At 69.8% G+C, this 17416-nt stretch carries 17 protein-coding genes; 4 read left to right on the top strand and 13 right to left on the bottom strand.

Annotated elements, in window-relative coordinates; all coding sequences use genetic code 11:
* Nucleotides 1–132: 132 nt before the first annotated feature.
* From AC0IY0_RS21915 to AC0IY0_RS21905, 3 genes are all read right to left on the bottom strand, one after another.
* The gene (locus AC0IY0_RS21915) at nt 133–498 is read right to left on the bottom strand and encodes a hypothetical protein (RefSeq protein ID WP_246692134.1); all 366 of its coding nucleotides are present in this window, start codon (nt 496–498) and stop codon (nt 133–135) included.
* 182 nt (nt 499–680) lie between these two features.
* Nucleotides 681–2324 (bottom strand): chaperonin GroEL, encoded by a 1644-nt coding sequence (gene groL / locus AC0IY0_RS21910; protein WP_419828831.1) that lies wholly within the window; start codon nt 2322–2324, stop codon nt 681–683.
* Nucleotides 2325–2531: 207 nt separating this feature from the next.
* Nucleotides 2532–2819, bottom strand: coding sequence for a co-chaperone GroES (locus AC0IY0_RS21905; RefSeq protein ID WP_471765509.1), 288 nt, complete (start codon nt 2817–2819; stop codon nt 2532–2534).
* A gap of 569 nt (nt 2820–3388) precedes the next feature.
* On the opposite strand from AC0IY0_RS21905, the gene AC0IY0_RS21900 reads away from it, so the two are divergent.
* Both AC0IY0_RS21900 and AC0IY0_RS21895 read left to right on the top strand, forming a co-directional pair.
* On the top strand, nt 3389–3598 hold the full coding sequence (locus AC0IY0_RS21900; RefSeq protein ID WP_147856337.1) for a cold-shock protein: 210 nt from the start codon (nt 3389–3391) through the stop codon (nt 3596–3598).
* A gap of 180 nt (nt 3599–3778) precedes the next feature.
* Nucleotides 3779–4141, top strand: a complete 363-nt coding sequence (locus AC0IY0_RS21895; protein WP_187193508.1) for a DUF6481 family protein — start codon at nt 3779–3781, stop codon at nt 4139–4141.
* 153 nt (nt 4142–4294) lie between these two features.
* On the opposite strand, the gene AC0IY0_RS21890 is transcribed toward AC0IY0_RS21895, so the two are convergent.
* From AC0IY0_RS21890 to AC0IY0_RS21850, 9 genes are all read right to left on the bottom strand, one after another.
* Nucleotides 4295–5641, bottom strand: a complete 1347-nt coding sequence (locus tag AC0IY0_RS21890) for an LLM class flavin-dependent oxidoreductase (RefSeq protein ID WP_471765506.1) — start codon at nt 5639–5641, stop codon at nt 4295–4297.
* Nucleotides 5642–5677: 36 nt separating this feature from the next.
* Nucleotides 5678–6241: a cupin domain-containing protein gene (locus tag AC0IY0_RS21885; RefSeq protein WP_419828829.1), complete on the bottom strand. Its 564-nt coding sequence runs from the start codon at nt 6239–6241 to the stop codon at nt 5678–5680.
* 34 nt (nt 6242–6275) lie between these two features.
* On the bottom strand, nt 6276–7280 hold the full coding sequence (locus tag AC0IY0_RS21880; RefSeq protein WP_419828828.1) for an ABC transporter substrate-binding protein: 1005 nt from the start codon (nt 7278–7280) through the stop codon (nt 6276–6278).
* On the bottom strand, nt 7280–8377 hold the full coding sequence (locus AC0IY0_RS21875; protein WP_471765503.1) for an LLM class flavin-dependent oxidoreductase: 1098 nt from the start codon (nt 8375–8377) through the stop codon (nt 7280–7282). The genes AC0IY0_RS21880 and AC0IY0_RS21875 overlap by 1 nt, the downstream gene beginning before the upstream one ends.
* A gap of 19 nt (nt 8378–8396) precedes the next feature.
* Complete coding sequence (locus tag AC0IY0_RS21870) at nt 8397–9545, bottom strand: acyl-CoA dehydrogenase family protein (RefSeq protein ID WP_461232420.1); 1149 nt, start codon at nt 9543–9545, stop codon at nt 8397–8399.
* Nucleotides 9546–9850: 305 nt separating this feature from the next.
* Nucleotides 9851–11878: a family 2A encapsulin nanocompartment cargo protein cysteine desulfurase gene (locus AC0IY0_RS21865; protein WP_471765501.1), complete on the bottom strand. Its 2028-nt coding sequence runs from the start codon at nt 11876–11878 to the stop codon at nt 9851–9853.
* A complete protein-coding gene (locus tag AC0IY0_RS21860) occupies nt 11865–13256 on the bottom strand; it encodes a family 2B encapsulin nanocompartment shell protein (protein ID WP_147908565.1) in 1392 nt (463 codons plus the stop codon). Before AC0IY0_RS21860 ends, AC0IY0_RS21865 begins: the two co-directional genes overlap by 14 nt.
* Before the next feature lie 417 nt (nt 13257–13673).
* Nucleotides 13674–14519, bottom strand: coding sequence for a serine O-acetyltransferase (gene cysE, locus AC0IY0_RS21855; protein WP_471765499.1), 846 nt, complete (start codon nt 14517–14519; stop codon nt 13674–13676).
* A 40-nt stretch (nt 14520–14559) separates the two neighbouring features.
* A complete protein-coding gene (locus tag AC0IY0_RS21850) occupies nt 14560–14751 on the bottom strand; it encodes a hypothetical protein (RefSeq protein WP_147857105.1) in 192 nt (63 codons plus the stop codon).
* A 320-nt stretch (nt 14752–15071) separates the two neighbouring features.
* On the opposite strand from AC0IY0_RS21850, the gene AC0IY0_RS21845 reads away from it, so the two are divergent.
* Both AC0IY0_RS21845 and AC0IY0_RS21840 read left to right on the top strand, forming a co-directional pair.
* The gene (locus tag AC0IY0_RS21845) at nt 15072–15485 is read left to right on the top strand and encodes a YeeE/YedE family protein (protein WP_147908567.1); all 414 of its coding nucleotides are present in this window, start codon (nt 15072–15074) and stop codon (nt 15483–15485) included.
* Nucleotides 15482–15940, top strand: a complete 459-nt coding sequence (locus AC0IY0_RS21840; protein WP_471765498.1) for a DUF6691 family protein — start codon at nt 15482–15484, stop codon at nt 15938–15940. Before AC0IY0_RS21845 ends, AC0IY0_RS21840 begins: the two co-directional genes overlap by 4 nt.
* Nucleotides 15941–15985: 45 nt before the next feature.
* Here the strand turns inward: AC0IY0_RS21840 and AC0IY0_RS21835 are convergent, their stop codons facing one another.
* Nucleotides 15986–17053, bottom strand: coding sequence for a helix-turn-helix domain-containing protein (locus tag AC0IY0_RS21835; protein WP_471765496.1), 1068 nt, complete (start codon nt 17051–17053; stop codon nt 15986–15988).
* Nucleotides 17054–17416: the final 363 nt, after the last annotated feature.

Here is a 17416-nt window from a genome sequence, read left to right as displayed (position 1 = left end):
CCTCGGTCCTCCATTCGGAGAACCAACGACGCCCCGACCAAACCGTGCCACCCGTTATGGGTTCACGACCTAGCGCAGCCGGAGCATCATCCCGAAGGGGGCGCCGGGTTTTCGGGACGACGACGGTGCGGCTCAGGAGGCGCGGGCCGTATTGCGGCGCTTGCGCGGTATCCTGTGATGGGGCCGGGCCGGGTGGCGCCGGACCTGGACCCGGGGCGGCGGCGCTGCCTGCGGCACGACCACCGGGACGCCGTCATGCTCCGCGATGACTTCGCGCGCACGCGCGACGCTCATGTCGCAGGCGCTGGTCATGCCCTGGAGAGCGCCGAGCGCGCGATTGTATTCGGGAAGGTTGCTGCAACCGGGAACGCCCCAGGCCCGGGCCGGGGCGGGCGCCGCCAGGAGGACAGTCGTCACCAGCGCCAGGACGACGACGCAGGGGGCGAGCGGCGGGCGGAGGGCCAGGACGATCCCGTCCCGAAGGGTCTGCACGCGCATCGAAATCTCCCGACCGGCACCAGGGACAACCCGCATCGGCCCGCTTGGTGCGGTGTGGACGGAGTCGCCGTTGCGGACGGCGCCGGCCCGGATCGATGATCCGGGCCGGCTTACAGATGACGACCCGGCGCGGCCGTGAAAGGCGCCCGCGCCGGGTCGTCGTGTCGAGGTCTGGAACCGGCTTAGAAGTCCATGCCGCCCATGCCGCCCATACCGCCGCCGCCCGGCATGGCCGGGGCTTCCTTGCGCGGCAGCTCGGAGATCATCGCCTCGGTGGTGACCAGCAGGCCGGCCACGGAAGCCGCACCCTGGAGCGCCGCCCGGACGACCTTGGACGGATCGACGATGCCGGCCTGGAGCATGTCGACATACTCCTCGGTCTGGGCGTTGAAGCCGTAGGTCTCCGAGGCGTTGGCCAGGATCTTGCCCACCACGATCGAGCCTTCGACGCCCGAGTTCGAGGCGATCTGACGGATCGGGGCCTCGAGCGCCTTCAGCACGATCTTGATGCCGGCCTGGACGTCGGGGTTGTCGCTGGTGAGGCCCTGGGCGGCCTTCTTGGCGCGCAGCAGCGCGGTGCCGCCGCCCGGGACGATGCCTTCCTCGACAGCCGCGCGGGTGGCGTGGAGGGCGTCGTCGACGCGGTCCTTCTTCTCCTTGACCTCGACCTCGGTCGAACCGCCGACGCGGATCACCGCGACGCCGCCCGCGAGCTTGGCCAGGCGCTCCTGCAGCTTCTCGCGATCGTAGTCCGAGGTGGTCTCCTCGATCTGCGCCTTGATCTGCGAGATCCGGCCTTCGATGTCGGTCTTCTCGCCGGACCCGTCGATGATCGTGGTGGTCTCCTTCTCGATGCGCACCCGCTTGGCGCGGCCGAGCATGTCGAGCGTCACGTTCTCGAGCTTGATGCCGAGGTCCTCGGCGATCATCTGGCCCTTGGTCAGGATCGCGATGTCCTCGAGCATCGCCTTGCGGCGGTCACCGAAGCCCGGCGCCTTCACGGCTGCGACCTTCAGGCCGCCGCGCAGCTTGTTCACCACGAGGGTGGCCAGCGCCTCGCCCTCGATGTCCTCGGCGATGATCAGCAGCGGCTTGCCGGTCTGCACCACGGCCTCGAGCACCGGCAGCATCGCCTGCAGCGACGACAGCTTCTTCTCGTGGATCAGGATGTAGGGATCCTCGAGCTCGGCGACCATCTTCTCCGCGTTCGTGATGAAGTACGGGGACAGGTAGCCGCGGTCGAACTGCATGCCCTCGACGACGTCGAGCTCGGTCTCGGCCGTCTTGGCCTCCTCGACCGTGATCACGCCCTCGTTGCCCACCTTCTGCATGGCGTGGGCGATCATCTCGCCGATCTCCTTGTCGCCGTTGGCGGAGATCGTGCCGACCTGGGCGATCTCCTCCGAGGAGGCGACCTTGCGGGAGCGCTCGCTGATGTCCTTCACGACCGCGGCGACCGCGAGGTCGATGCCGCGCTTCAGGTCCATCGGGTTCATGCCGGCGGCGACGTACTTCACGCCCTCGCGGACGATGGAGGCGGCCAGCACGGTGGCGGTGGTGGTGCCGTCACCCGCGATGTCGCTCGACTTCGAGGCCACTTCGCGCACCATCTGGGCGCCCATGTTCTCGAACTTGTCGGCGAGTTCGATCTCCTTGGCGACGGTGACGCCGTCCTTGGTGATGCGCGGGGCGCCGAAGCTCTTCTCGATCACGACGTTCCGGCCCTTCGGGCCGAGCGTCACCTTCACCGCGCTGGCGAGCAGCTCGACGCCGCGCAGCATCTTCTCGCGGGCGTCGACGGAAAAACGGACGTCTTTGGCTGACATGGACAATCTCTTCTGTTGTCGTTCGGCCCCGAGGCGCGCCGGAGCGGGCGCCTCGAAGGGCTTGGGCAGCATCTGCGGGAGCGGACGCCCTCAGAGCGCCGGCTGCTGAAACGGGTACCGGTTCGGCGTTCGCGGGCGCGTCGAATCTAGGACTGAGTGCCGTACCCGATTGCAGTGCGATCAGGGACGGCGCGATCCGGTACGACTCTAGGCGACGACGCCCATGATGTCGGATTCCTTCATGATCAGAAGGTCCTGGTCGTCGATCTTGACCTCGGTGCCGGACCACTTGCCGAACAGCACGCGATCACCGGGCTTCACTTCCAGGGGATTGATCTTGCCGGCCTCGTCCCGGGCACCGGGTCCGACGGCGACGACCTCGCCCTCCTGGGGCTTCTCCTTGACGGTGTCGGGGATGATGATCCCGCCCTTGGTCTTCTCCTCGCCCTCGATGCGGCGTAGCACCACGCGGTCGTGCAGCGGGCGAAACTTCATGTGTGGCATCCTGGTCGTCCCGCCTGCGGGTCTCGCGTCGGCATGACGGAGCCCGGACGGGAAAGGCGGCGGCGGACCGAATCATCCGCGCCGGGTGTGGATCTCTTAGCACTCAATCGGCGAGAGTGCTAACGCGCTTCGAAGCCGCCGGGCTCGATCGCGGCCCTCCGAAGCGGCTGAGCCTGCACGGGCGGCCTGGAATATTGAAAGTCGCACACCAAAACAACATCGCAAGAACCCGCGATTTCGCCGGCACGCCAGACGGTTTTTCTCCGCGGCCTATTTCGGGATTGTGATTATCCCGGCGATGCGCTAGAGATCACGGATCGATTTGAGGCCAGATATTCGGCCGTCTCGCCACAACAGGGCGAGCGCTCTGCATCTCTCCCATTTTCGACGACTCGCGGATGAGCGCATGCACGGCGTGCGCTCGACCCATTCGATCGTCCAGCGTTCGCTGCCCGTGCAGCGCATCAGCAGCAAACACTGGATCTTTGTTACCGTATGATGATTTTGGTCGGCCGGAATGCTGGTCGATCGCATCATGCTCTAAAGCAGTTGGAATATTTATGACCATCGGCACCGTTAAGTGGTTCAACGAGACCAAGGGCTTCGGCTTCATCCAGCCTGACGACGGCGGCAAGGACGTGTTCGTGCACATCTCGGCTGTCGAGCGCGCCGGCATGCGCAACCTGATCGAGGGCCAGAAGCTCTCCTTCGAGCTGGAAACCGACCGTCGCAGCGGCAAGCAGTCCGCCGGCAGCCTCCAGGCCGCCTGAACCGAGCGCCTCACCAGAGGACGCGTTTCGAAGCCGTTCCCTGTGTGGAGCGGCTTCTTCTGTTTCTGGACCGGCATCAGTGATGCCGTTTCGGGCTCTTGATCGGGCATCATCGGTCTCCGATACGCTTTCGGGATGATGCTCTCGCCACCGGCGCTGCGAAGCGCGCGAGGAGTATCCGTGGGTCAATTCAAAGAAACGCAGCTGTCCGATCGTCTCGAGGCCGGCGCGAAAGCCAAGGAAGAGCGGCTGGCCCAGTTCCGTGCACGGCCCGCGGCGGACGATCCGGCCGTCCTCGCCCGGCAGGCTGAACGCCAGGCCGTCGTCGAGGCCCGCGAAGTGCGGGTGAGCGAGCGGGAGGCCGCCCGCGCCGCCGCCGAGGCGGTCCGCGCCGCCGAAGCCCTTGCCGAACAGGAGCGCGCAGCGGCCGAGATCGTCCGTCAGGCCGCCGAGAAGGTCGAGCGCCAGGCCGCCCTCGCCGCCGAGCAGAAGGCGACCCGCGATGCCCGCTTCGCCGCCCGCAAGGCCAAGGTGAAGCGGTAACGCATCGCTTCCTGCGAAAGCCGTCTGTCCAGGCTTTCCCCCGGAATCACCGTGTCATTCCGGGGCCGCGACGCGGAGCCCGGAATGACGGAGTGGCGCCTTGGGTAGGCGCGCAGATCTCGAACCGTTCGCAAACCGGCCCACCCTTCTCAGTCACGCGCGCCTCGTCTCGTCCGACGCGAAGAACCGGTTCGGCGGGCGCGGCAGGCCGAGATGGTCGCGCAGGGTCGTGCCGGCGTAGTCGCGCCGGAACAGGCCGCGCCGTTGCAGTTCCGGCACGAGCCGGTCGACCACGTCGTCGAGCCCCTCGGGCACGAACGGGAACATGACGTTGAAGCCGTCGCACCCGCGGCTCTCCAGCCATTCCTCCATACGGTCCGCGACCTGCGCGGGCGTCCCGACGAACTGAAGCCCGGCATAGGCGCCGACCTTGCGGGCGAGGTCGCGCACGGTGGCGCCGGTCCGGCGGGCCTCATCGAGAATCTGGGCCTGGCTGGTCTTGCTGGCGTTGGTCGCGGGGATTTCGGGCAGGGGCGCGTCGAGATAGAACCCGGAGGCGTCGACCCCGAGCCGCACCGACAGGTTGGCGAGCCCGCTGTCGGGATGGACGAGGTCGTCGAGGCGCGCCCGCTTGGCCTGCGCCTCGGCCTCGGTCTCGCCCAGGACCACCAGGGCGCCGGGCAGGATCTTCAGGTGGTCGGGATCGCGCCCGAGCGCCGGCATCCGGCCCTTCACGTCGGCGTAGTAGGCCTGCGCGGCCTCCAGGGTCGGGCTCGCGCCGAACACCATCTCGGCGGTCTCGGCCGCGATCTGCCGTCCCGCCTCCGAGGCGCCGGCCTGAACGATCACCGGCCAGCCCTGGACCGGCCGGGCGACGTTGAGCGGGCCCTTCACCGTCAGGAACGCGCCCCGGTGGTCGAGGACGTGCAGCTTGTCGGCATCGAAGAACAGGCCGCTCTCCGGATCCATCCGGAAGGCGTCGTCGGCCCAGGAATCCCACAGGCCGGTGACCACGTCGTAGAACTCGCGCGCCCGGGCGTAGCGCACGGCATGGTCGAGATGCGCGTCGCGGCCGAAATTCAGGGCCTCGTCCGGGTTGCCCGAGGTGACGAGGTTCCAGCCCGCGCGGCCCTTGGAGATGTGGTCGAGCGAGGCGAACTTCCGGGCCACATGATAGGGCTCGTTGTAGGTGGTCGAGGCCGTGGCGATCAGGCCGATCCGCGACGTGAGGACGGCCAAGGCCGGCAGCAGCGTCAGCGGATCGAACGAGGTCACGGTGGCCGAGCGGCGCAGGGCCGCCATCGGCATGTTCATCACCGCCAGGTGGTCGGCCATGAAGAAGGCGTCGAACTTCGCCGCCTCCAGCCGCCGGGCGAAGTGCGCCAGATGCTCGAAGTTGAAGTTCGCGTCCGGGTAGCCGCCCGGATAGCGCCACCACGCCGTGTGGATCCCCACCGGGCGCATGAACGCGCCGAGATGCAGCTGGCGGCCTCGACTCATGTCTGCGCTCCACTCACGGCTGCGCTCCGCGGCGGCTCACGGGTGCTTGTGGATCGGATCGACCCAGTGGACGGATTCGGGCCGCTCCACCGGCTCGACATCCGGGATGTTGACCACCACGGCCTCGTTGTCCGAGCGCACCAGCACGCAGTGCAGGGGCTCGTCCGTGGAGGCGTTGATCTCCTGGTGCGGCACGAAAGGCGGCACGAAGATGAAGTCCCCCGGCCCGGCCTCGGCCACGTATTCGAGCCGCTCGCCCCAGCGCATCCGGGCGCGGCCGGAGACCACGTAGATCACGCTTTCCAGGGCGCCGTGATGGTGCACGCCGGTCTTGGCGTCGGGCTGGATCGCCACCGTGCCGGCCCAGATCTTCTGGGCGCCGACCCGGGCGGCGTTGACCGCCGCCTGCCGGAACATGCCGGGGGTCTGCGCCGTGTTGCTGTCGAGCTGGTCGCCCGGGATCACGCGCACGCCGTCATGCTTCCAGCGCGCCGCCCCCTCCCCTGCGGGATGATCGTGATCATGGTTGTGATTTTGGCCGTGATTTTGGCCGTCCTCGTGGGCATGGCTGTGGGTGTGGTCGTCGCCGGTGTCATGCATCGTCAGGACCTCTGATCCGGGGAACCGCCCCTCATCATTGCACCGCGACCGGGACTTTCGACAGGCCTGGGGTGAGACCCTGGGATGGGGCTTGGGAAAACCCCGTGTCGAAGATCGCCGCCGCCCGTGGCGCGCGGGCCTTCGGGATCAGGCCGGCGCGGACGTAGAGCTCGATGGTGCGCTGCTCGTCGGCGATCACGTCGGCATCGATCGGCACGGTCCGGTAGCCGGCCCGGCTGAACCAGCGCAAAGGCACCGCCTCCGGCAGGCCGATCAGCTTCGACCACACCGCCGCGTAGGGCGCCGGGTCCTCGAGCGCCCAGGCCCGGGCCTTCGCGAGGCGCGCGGCGAAGTCGGCGAGCAGCGGCCGCTTGGCCGCCAGGGCGCTGTCGCGCGCCACCGTGAAGGTCAGGCCCGGGGTGATGCCGTTGCCGTCCCGGACCACCCGGGCCAGGCCGGCGAGTTCGGCCGCCGAGGTGTAGGGCTCCCAGGTCGCCCAGGCATCCACGGACCCGGACGCGAGGGCGATCTTGGCGTCGGCCGGTGGCAGGAAGCTGAACACGACGCCGTCGAACGGCAGCCCCGCCTCCTCCAGGGCCGCCAGGACGACCTGGTGGCCGATCGAGCCGCGGTTGGTGGCGATGCGCTTGCCCTTGAGATCCGCCACGGTGCGGATCGGCGAATCCCGCGCCACCAGGATCGCCAGCCCGTCCTGCCGGTTGCGGAACGCCATGAACGCCTTCACGGGCGCCCCGGCGGCGGCCGCGAAGGTGAAGGGCGCGTCGCCGACCCCGCCGGCATCGATCGCCCCGGCGTTGAGCGCCTCCAGCAGGGGCGCGGCGGCCGGGAACTCGCTCCATTCCAGCCGGTAGGGCAGGCCGTCGAGCACGCCGGCCGCCTCCATCAGGGCGCGGGCGTTGCCGCGCTGGTCGCCCACCCGCAGCACGTCCTCCGCCCGGGCCGGCGTAACGACCAAGTGGGCCAGAAGCAGGAGGGCCAGAAGCAGGAGGGCGAGCCCCGAAGACAACGCGGCGCGCATCAGGCGGCCTCGGCGGCGCTGCCGCGGGCTGCCAGCGCCGCCTTGAACGCCGGCAGCAGGTCCCGGCCGTACTGGATCGCGTCCTCCAGGGGATCGAAGCCGCGGATCAGGAAGGTGCGGATTCCGAGGTCGTGATAAGCGAGCAGCGCCTCGGCGACCTGCTCGGGCGTGCCGACCAGGGCGGTGGAATTGCCCGCCGCCCCGGTCTCGGCCGCGATGGCGGTGAACAGCCGCGTGTCGAGGCGCGCACCAGCGGCCGCCGCCGCGAGCAGCCGGCGCGAGCCCTCGTTCTGCGGCGCGGCGGCGGGGCCGACTCCCCTGGCCGCCCGGGCAGCGCGGGTCCGGGCCAGGATGTCCTCCGCCCGGGCCCAGGCGCGCGCCTCGGTCTCGGCCAGGATCGGCCGGACCGACAGGCTGAAGCGCGGCTGGCGCCCGTGCGGCGCGGCGGCCTCCCGGACGCGCCCGATCAGGTCCCGGACCTGGGCCTGGGTCTCGCCCCACAGGGCGTAGGTGTCGGCGTGCCGGCCGGCCACCGCCAAGGCCGCCGGCGAGGCGCCGCCGAAATAGACCGGAATGGCGTCGACCGGCTTCACCTCGGAGAAGCCCCGCTCCACCCGGTAGAACGTACCCGCGTAGTCGAACGGCGCGGTGGCGGTCCAGCTCTGTCGGGCGATGTCCAGGAACTCGGCCGTGCGGGCGTAGCGCTCGTCCTTGGTGAGGTGGTCGCCGTCCTGGGCCAGCTCCCGGTCGTCGCCGCCGCTGATCACGTGGATCGCGACCCGGCCGCCGGTGAGCTGGTCGAGGGTCGCGAATTGCCGGGCCGCCACGGTCGGCGCCGTGAAGCCGGTCCGGTGGGCGATCATCAATCCCAGGCGCTCCGTCACGGCGGCGACGTGTCCGGCGAGCAGCAGGGCGTCCGGCGCCGTCGCATGGAACGCCATCAGCACCCGGTCGAACCCGCCCCATTCATGCGCCTGGGCCAGCAGCTTCAGGTAGTCCCGGTCGATCGCCGGACCTTGGGCCGGGTGGATCTCGGAGGTGTGGCGGGGGGCGACGAAGCCGATGAACTCGACGGCCTCCGGGGGCAGCAGACTCATGGAAGATCTCCGTGTCGGGTTATCGGACGTCGAGGGCGGCCTTGCCGGCGGCGACCCGTACCGCGTCGGCCTGGGGCCAGTGGATGCGCGCGCACAGGACGTCGCGCAGGTGCCGCTCCAGCGGGTTCGCCCGCGCCAGGGCGGCGTTGCCGCAGAACTCGACGGCGCGCTGGACCACGGCGATCGCGTTCTCGGTGACGGTGAGCTTCACGAAGCCGGCCTCGTGCGGCGGCGGCGGCCGGCCGGCATCGACCTCGGCCGCCAGCCCGGCGACGAGGCGGGCATTGATGGCAAGCAACTGTGCGTTCTCGCCGACCGCCTCCTGGACGCGCGGCACGCTGGCCAGCGGCGCCCTGAGACTGCCGGGCTTGCGCGCAAGCAGGTAGCCGACGAACCAATTCTGTGCGGCCCCGGCTACCCCGTCGTAGAGCGCCGCCAGGAGGCCGCAGCTCCAGGCCTGCTGGGCCGGGTCCGGCCGCTGCCAGCCCTCCGGCGGCCGCAGGTCGACCGCGTGATCGTCCGGGACCGGCACATCTTCGAAGAACACGTCGTGGCTCGCCGAAGACCGCAGGCCGAGATGGTCCCAGGTCTCCGCGACGCGAAGGCCCTTCGCTGCGAACGGCACCAGCACGTTGCCGATCCGCGGAACGTCTTCGTCGGTTCGGACGAAGACGACCCCGTAGGCGAGCCCCGGCGCGCCGGTGGCGTAGATCTTCCGCCCGGTGATCCGCCAAACCTTGCCATCGCGCCGGGCGATCGTCTCGGGCACCCCGCCCCGGGCCGGCGTGCCCAGTTCCGGCTCGACCCGCAGGGCGTTGATCAGCGCCCCGGTCTCGACGGCGGCCCTGCCGACCGCCTCGGCGACGGCGCGTGGCCAAGCCGAATCCGCCCGATGGATGATCCCGTGCTGCAGACAGTGCATCGCCAGCACCAGGGCGGTCGCCGGATCGCCGGCCGCGATGGTGCGGACCGATGCGGCGGCCCGCTCCAGTCCGGCGCCGCCGCCGCCCAGCCGCCGCGGCACGGTGAGCGCCAGCAGCCCGGCCGCGCGCAGCGCCGCGATGTTGTCATGCGGGAACGTGCCGGCGCGGTCATGCCCGGCCGCACGGTCCGCGAAGGTCTCGGCCAGGCTACGGACGATGTCGGGAAGCGGGACGGCGAGGGTCATGCAGGCGAGGGGGGGCTGCGAAGCGGGCCGCCATCGTCCGCCCGGCACCGCGACGGGTCAACGAAAGGGTTTTTCGAATATTGCGCGGCGGCAGGACAGGTCTTCGCCTCGACCGGCCGATATCGAGAAAGAGCTTACCGCCGACGCGTGGATCGAAGGCGTTTCCTGGTTAAAGCCGCGCAGCCGCATCCCACGTCGGCTCATGCCGGTGGCAGGCCGTGCTGGATCCGACCCCACGCGCCGCCCCCCCAAAAAGGCCGGCCGGACCGCTCGGGGTCCGGCCGGCCTTCGGTCCGGGACAACACTCAGTGCCGCGGCAGGCTGTGCAGCGCCTTCAGGAACACGTCGACGTCCGACTTGGTGTTGTAGAAGGCCAGGGAGGCCCGCACCGACTGGTCGACCCCGAACCGTCGCAGGGCCGGGAGGGCGCAGTGATGGCCCGAGCGCACCGCGATGCCGTGCGCGTCGAGATGGTGGGCCACCGCCTCGTTCTCCTGCCCCTCGATCACGAAGGACATCACGCTCGCCTTCTCGCGGGCCGTGCCGATCAGGCGCAGGCCCTTCACTTCGGCGAGACCGCCCTGTGCGTAGTCCAGAAGGTCGTGCTCGTAGGCGGCGATCGCCGGCAGTCCGATCCGCTCCAGATAATCGAGCGCCGCCCCCAGGCCGACCGCGCCCGCGATGTCCGGCGTGCCCGCCTCGAACTTCTCCGGGGCGCCCTTGTAGATGGTCCGGGTGAAGGTGACGTCCTCGATCATGTGGCCGCCACCCTGCCAGGGCGGCATCGCGGCGAGCAGCTGCGTCTTGCCGTAGAGCGCGCCCACCCCCGTCGGCCCGAACACCTTGTGGCCGGAGAAGACCAGGAAGTCGGCGTCGAGGGCCTGCACGTCGAGCGGCATGTGCGGCGAGGATTGCGCCGCATCGACCAGCACCGGCACCCCGTAGGCGTGGGCCAGCGCGATGATCTCCCGCACCGGGTTCACGGTACCGAGCGCATTGGCGACATGGGTCACCGAGACGATCTTCGTCCGGCCCGAGAGCAGGGCCGCGTATTGCTCGAAGATGATTTCGCCCCGATCGTTGACCGGGATCACCCGCAGCGTCGCACCGGTCGCCTGGGACAGGAGCTGCCACGGCACGATGTTGGCGTGGTGCTCGATCGTCGAGACGATGATCTCGTCGCCCGGGCCGATATTGGCCCGCCCGAAGGAGTTGGCGACGAGGTTGATCGCCTCCGTGGTGCCGCGCAGGAAGACGATGTCGTCCTTCGAGGGGGCGTTGAGGAAGCGGCGCACCGCCTCGCGGCCACCCTCGAACAGGTCCGTGGAGCGCGCCGCCAGGGTGTGGGCGGCCCGGTGGATGTTCGAGTTGTGCCGCCCGTAGAACTCCGAGGTCGCGTCGATCACGGCCTGCGGCTTGTGCGTGGTGGCGGCGTTGTCGAGCCAGACCAGCGGGTGGCCGTTGACGCTCTGGTGCAGGGCCGGGAAGTCCCGCCGGACATGCTCCACGTCGAACGGTGCCGCCACGGGGCTCGCCCCCTTTACGGTGAGCCGCGGGGCGGGCCCCGGATAGCGGGCGGGCTCCACCCGCGGGCTCGCCGGCGCCTTGCGGGCTGGCCCCGGGCCGGCGTTCAGGAAGTAGTAGTCGGACAGCGGCGCCTCGGGCGCCCGGGACAGGTGCCCGGTTCGCGCGAAGCTCTCCTGGGCGACGTCGCCGCCCGGCCGCGCCGGGTCGGCCGGCACGAGTTGCGGCGCGATCGCGTGCGCGAAGGCCTTGGCCCGGGGATGATCCCCGGCGACCTGCCGGTACAGGTCGGGACCGCCCGGGAAGGCCGCCGGCGCGCTTGGAAAGGCCGCCGGCGCGGTTGGGAAGGACGCCGGCGCGCTCGGGCCCCCGAAATCCGGCAGGACCGGACGCGGGCTCGCCGGATGGACCGGCGGGATCGCGGCGACGTCGAAGAAGGCCGGGCTCGCCGGCGCCAGGTTCGGCACGATCGGGCCGGTGAGACCGGGCACGCCGAGCGCGGGACCGCCGAACGACCGGGCCCCGAGGGCGGAAGCATCCGGCTGCAGGCCGGAGGGTTGCCCCCCGGCCGGAGCCGAGGGGATTCCCGTGGCCGCGCTCGGCACCGGGGCGGCGCCCGGTCCCTGAGGCAGGCCTTCGAGGGCCTGCGGGACCTGCGGTCCCGCGGGCAGCGTCGGGGCGAGGGGCCGGCTCGCGGCCTGCCCCTGCTGGTAGATCTCACGGGCGAGGCGCCCGATCAGATCGCTGTGGGCGAGCTCGGCCGGGCTCGCCTCCGGTCGGCCGAAGGCCAGTCCCTCAGGCATAGTCATGGTAGTTGCCGAGGAGGACGTTATCGAGGCGGGCGATCGAGTCCTCGACCAGCACGGCGGCCGAGAAGTAGCGGGTCACCAGGTGCGAGGCGATCGAGTGATCGTTGGTGCCCATGTAGCGCACCGACAGGCCGGGCTCGATCTCGCCGGTCACGCCCGACTTCTGCAGGCCGACCACGCCCTGCTCGCCCTCGCCGACGCGCAGCAGCAGGATCGATGTGGTCTCGGCGCCGGTGACCGGATCGATGTCGATCGGCAGCTTGTCGCTCGGCACCAGCGGGACGCCGCGCCAGGTGATGAACGGGGCGCCGAACAGGTGGACGACGACCGGCGGCACGCCGCGGCGGGTGGCCTCCCGGCCGAAGGCCGCGATGGCGCGCGGATGCGCGACGAAGAAGGCCGGCTTCTTCCAGACCAGGGTCAGGAGCTCGTCGAGATCGTCCGGGGTGGGCGGGCCGCCGCGGGTGGGGATGCGCTGACGCGGGCCGACCTCGTTCAGGAGGCCGAACTGCGAGTTGTTGAGCAACTCCCACTCCTCGCGCTCCTTCACCGCGTCGACGGTGAGGCGGATCTGCTCGCGGAGTTGATCGATCTCGTTCGAGTAGAGGTCGGTGACGCGGGTATGGGTGTTGAGGATCGTCTGGATCGTCGACAGGTGATACTCGCGCGGATGCGATTCATAGTCGACGAAGGTGGTCGGCAGCCGCGGCTCGCCGGTCTGGACCGCCAGCAGCTCGATGCCCTGCTCGCCGTGCGAGCTGGTATGGCCCTTCAGCCGCTCCTGCTCCTCCCGGTATTGCGCGATCTTGGCGCGGATCTCGTCGCTCTCGAGGGCGTCCGGATCCAGGGTCAGCAGGGTGACCGCCGAGAGCGCCTTGACGGCCGGTGCGGGCGCGCCGGCGCCGAGGAGGTCGCCGTCACCGAAATAATCGCCCCGGGTCGCCAGACCCTGGCGCAGGCGGCCCTTGTAGGGGCCCGAGAAGGTCAGCTCGACCGTGCCGTCCGCCACCACGGTCAGGGTGCGGGTGCCGGCGCCCTCCTCGTGGATGATCTTGCCGGCCTTGTGCTTGCTCTCGGTGAAGCGCTCGGCGATTTTCGCCAGCTCGGCATCACCCAGGCGGCTGAACAGCGGCACCGCCCGCAGCGAGGCGGAGCGGATCGTCCGGTCCTTGTTCTCGGTGACGAGGTCGACGCGGCCGGGCTGGGCCAGCACGACGGCGCGCCGGTTGACGCGGTAGACGCCGCCCGCGACATCCACGAAGGGCAGGAGCCGGAGGAGCCAGCGCGGCGTGTTGGCCGCGTTCTGGACCGACGTGACGGTGGCTGTCGCAAGATTGCGTGCCGCCGTGGCGCTCACGCTCAGACCCGGTCCACTCATCGTTCGTCCTCTTTCGTCTCGATTGCAGGCGCGCCGCATCGACCCACGGCTTGGCGAGCTACCGCGCAGGACGTGCAGGTCGGGCACAATGTTTTGTTGATTCCGACAAGATCGGATGACCGTGTCGCCTTTGAGAAGATCTCATTTTAGCGCATCCGCACAGTCAGCGTCCTGCGCGACACTTGCCCGTTGCTTCAGTGAGCCAGCAAAGCCAAGGTAAGCTTTGATTCCACACGCGGTCAACGAAACGATTTTTCTTATTTACCGACGCTTCGTGGAATGAATCGCCCGGTAGCGCTACGATTGTAGAATGACGGGCGCGCAAATTCGCAAGATTATGGAATTATATTCTCATCGCAACGCCAATCTTTCAGGATTGGCGATCCTCATCTGAGAGAAAAATTTTTCTGGCCGGGATCAGATCCCGTCCCCGAAGCCGAAGGACTGATCCATGCTCAGCGCCGGCTGTTCGGCGCCCGCGGCAAGGCGTGACACCACCCGGGCCGGGACGCCCGCCACGGTGGTGTGTGGCGGCACGTCGTGCAGCACCACCGCGGCGGCCGCGACCTTGGCTCCCTCGCCGATGCGGATGTTGCCGAGCACCTTGGCCCCGACGCTCAGCAGCACCCCGCGCTCGACCTTCGGGTGCCGGTCGCCGCTCTCCTTGCCGTTGCCGCCCAGCGTGACCGACTGGAGGATCGATACGTCGTCGGCCACCACCGCGGTCTCGCCGATCACGACCCCGGTGGCGTGGTCGATGAATACGCCCGAGCCGATCCGGGCGGCCGGGTGGATATCGCAGCCGAACACCTCCGAGATGCGGCTCTGGACATGCAGGCCGAGCGTCGCGCGGCCCTGGTGCCAGAGCCAGTGGGCGACCCGGTAGGCTTCGAGCGCCGCCAGGCCCTTGTAGAACAGGAACGGGTCGAGGTAGCGCCGGCAGGTCGGATCGCGCTCGCGGATGGCGATCAGGTCGCGCGCGGCGTTGGCCCCGGCATGGGGGTCGGCCTCGAAGGCGGACAGGCAGAGGTCGCGCATCGACAGGCGCGCGAGGTCGCCGTCGCCCAGGCGGTGGGCGAGCCGGTAGGCCAAGGCCTGGGCGAGGCTGCGCTGATCCAGGATCGTCGCCTGGACGATCCCGGCATAGAGCGGTTCCTCAACGAGCACCGCCTCCGCCTCGGTGCGCAGTTCCGCCCATAGCTCGCCCTCGAGGCTGCTGCGGCTGGTGGCACGCAGCGGCGGGATCGCGGCCGAGGCCGTCACGTCCGGCGGATCCTGCAGGGGTTCTGGATGACGGGCGCCATCAATGCACCAGCTGGAACAGGTCGGCGAGGTAGTGCTCCAGCGTCTCGTGCCCTTCGAACTTCACGTCGACCGTGGCCGAATGGCCGTGCTGCCGGTGGATGCCGACGATCCGCCCCCGCGCATGGCGCCAGATCCCCAGGATCTCCGCGAGGTCGAGCCGTTGGAAAACCACTTGATCACCGTGCGCCATCGTCGCTGAACCTTTCGCGCTGTCGTCGCTGCGGGAGCCGATCGTGCCGGCCCGATTCGAAGTCCGAAGCAGGTCCGGCGAGGTCCCGGCTCGTTCCAGGAAAGCTCTTCCGCCTGCCCGGCCGTTGAGGAGAAGGTTTCGTTCGCGGATTGCTCGTGAAAGAGCACGATCTTCATTAAGTGCCTGAAAGTAATCGATAATTGCCGGTTCAAGGGCGTTTGGCAAGGCTTGTTCCGCGCCGTCCCGGGCGCTACCCCGATGGTCGGGGGCTGCCGGGGCGGCCTTCGAGTCGCGACACGAGACCCCGAAGCGAGACCTGCATGAGCACCTATCTCCCGCCGCTCGCGGGCGGCCTGCTGATCGGCCTCTCCGCCGCGATGCTCCTGCTGCTGAACGGCCGGATCGCCGGGATCAGCGGCCTGGTCGCAGGCCTCGGCCGGCCCGGGCGCGCGCGCTGGCTCGCCGACGCCGCCTTCCTGCTCGGGCTGGTCCTCGGGCCGCCGGCCTTCGCGTTGCTGGCCGGGCGCTGGCCCGAGATGCGGATCGCAGCAAACCTGCCGGTCCTGGCCCTGGCCGGCCTGCTGGTCGGCTTCGGGACCCGGCTCGGTTCCGGTTGCACATCCGGGCACGGGGTGTGCGGCCTCGCCCGTCTGTCGCCGCGCTCGCTCGCGGCGGTGCTGGTCTTCCTCGCAACCGGCATGCTGACGGTGGCCGCAACCCGGGTGCTGGCGTGAGCGCGGCCCTGCGCAGCCTCGCGGCCCTGGCCGCCGGCCTCACCTTCGGGCTCGGCCTGGCGCTCTCCGGCATGCTCGATCCGGCCCGCGTGCGCGGCTTCCTCGACGTCGCGGGCGAATGGGATCCCAGCCTTGTCTTCGTACTCGGGGGTGCCGTCACGGTGTCGGGGCTCGGCTATGGCGTGAGCCGGCGCCTTCCTGGCCCGGTGCTGGATGCCCGTTTCGACCTGCCGGGCCGGCGCAGGATCGATGCGCCCCTGCTCCTCGGCGCCGCCCTGTTCGGGATCGGCTGGGGGCTCTCGGGCTTCTGTCCCGGCCCGGCGGTGGCGGCCCTGTCCACGGGAGCGGTGCCGGTCCTGGTGTTCGTCGCCGCGATGCTTATCGGCATGGCGCTCCACGGCCTGCTGCCGACCGCACCTGCCAGAAACGCGCCCTCTGTGAGACCCTCGGCCTGACCGGCCGATGATCGGACCGGGCGTTCCGCGCGCGGGCCGGCCCCTTCAGAGGCTCTCGATCCAGCTCTGCAGGACCGACAGGGGTTCGGGTCCCCGGCCGGGGCCCGGGCGCTGCGCGGCGTCGCTCGGGATGAAGCCGAACCGGCGCTTGAAGGCGCGCCGGAAGGTGCGCTCGTCCGAGAAGCCGACCGCGAAGGCGACCCGCGAGACGCGCGCCGGCTGCGCCTCGTCCCGGACCAGCATCCGCATCGCGTGCATCAGGCGACGGTCGCGGATGTAGCTGACGATGCCGTTCGGCGCGAACACGCGGTACAGGGTCGAGCGCGACAGGCCGAGCCGCGCGGCGATCAGCGCCGGCGAGAGCTTCGGGTTGCCGAGCTCGGCCTCGATGAACCGGCGGACCCGGATCCGCACGTCCTGGTGCGGGACAGGGTTCCCCGCGTCCCGGCCGCGCAGCCAGGTCGCGCAGAGCTGGGTGATCGCCGCGGCCGCCGCCAGGGCCTCGCGCTGGTCCAGACGGTCGCCGCAGGCCACGACGTTGGCGACGAAGCTGTGGACCAGGCGCCCGAACGGGTCACCGTCGTGGTCCAGGGGCCGGCCGTGCAGGGCGTCGGGGTGGCAGCCCTGCTTCTCGAGCAAGACGCGCGGGATCACGACGTTCGTGGCGTCGACGGCGCCCGCGACGATGCGCACGGGCTGGGCCAGATCGAACACGATGCACTGGACCTCGCCGACCGGCTCAGCGTCGTGGTCCGTCTCGACGAGGCTTTGGCCACGCCGGTAGAACTGCAGCAGGATGTGGTCGAGCCCCTGCTGGCGGATCATCTCCGGCGACCGTTCGAGGATGTGCGCGGGCGCGATCACGTCGCCGACCAGCAGCTCGCCGAGGTGATAGCTGCGCATCGCGATCGGGACGGTGAGGTCGGTCTCGGGTCCGAAGCTGACCGCGAAGACCGGCGCCAGATGCGCCTGCCAGGCCCGGCCCAGCGCGACCGGATCCTCGGGCGGGGCGAAGCGGAGGGCCGGAGCTGCGGGCGATTCGCTTGCGCGGGATGTCCGTTCGCCGCCATCGGATTCCGCGGGGATGGCCGAGCCCTGCCGTCGGCTGGTCACGTCTCCGATCGTCGCAACGGCCCGATGTTTTATAATATCAGAACCGCGATGTTTCCTATTTTCTCGCATTTACGTCAATATTCCGACGCCGTATCTGATAAAAGATGGATTAAATCACTGCTGATTGTCGATTATCGCCATAATTTCTCGCCGGGACCATTCCAGCAGGCTCTCGCGCCGGTCGATCCCGATCGCGTTCGCGCATCACATGGTCCCGTTGGATGCAACATATCTCAAAAAGGGTGAAGGAAGTGCCAAATCGCTCCTGCGCAGCATTCTGTGGCCGAGATGTCATAGCCTGTGAAATAGGCATCCGCTTAAGGGCGATGGCTAGACTCTTCCGAGACGGACCAGATGCTTTTC

Source organism: Methylobacterium sp. AC315 (genome assembly GCF_979253755.1).
The sequence above is the reverse complement of the archived record's forward strand: the minus strand, read 5'-3'. Positions and strand labels throughout refer to the sequence as shown.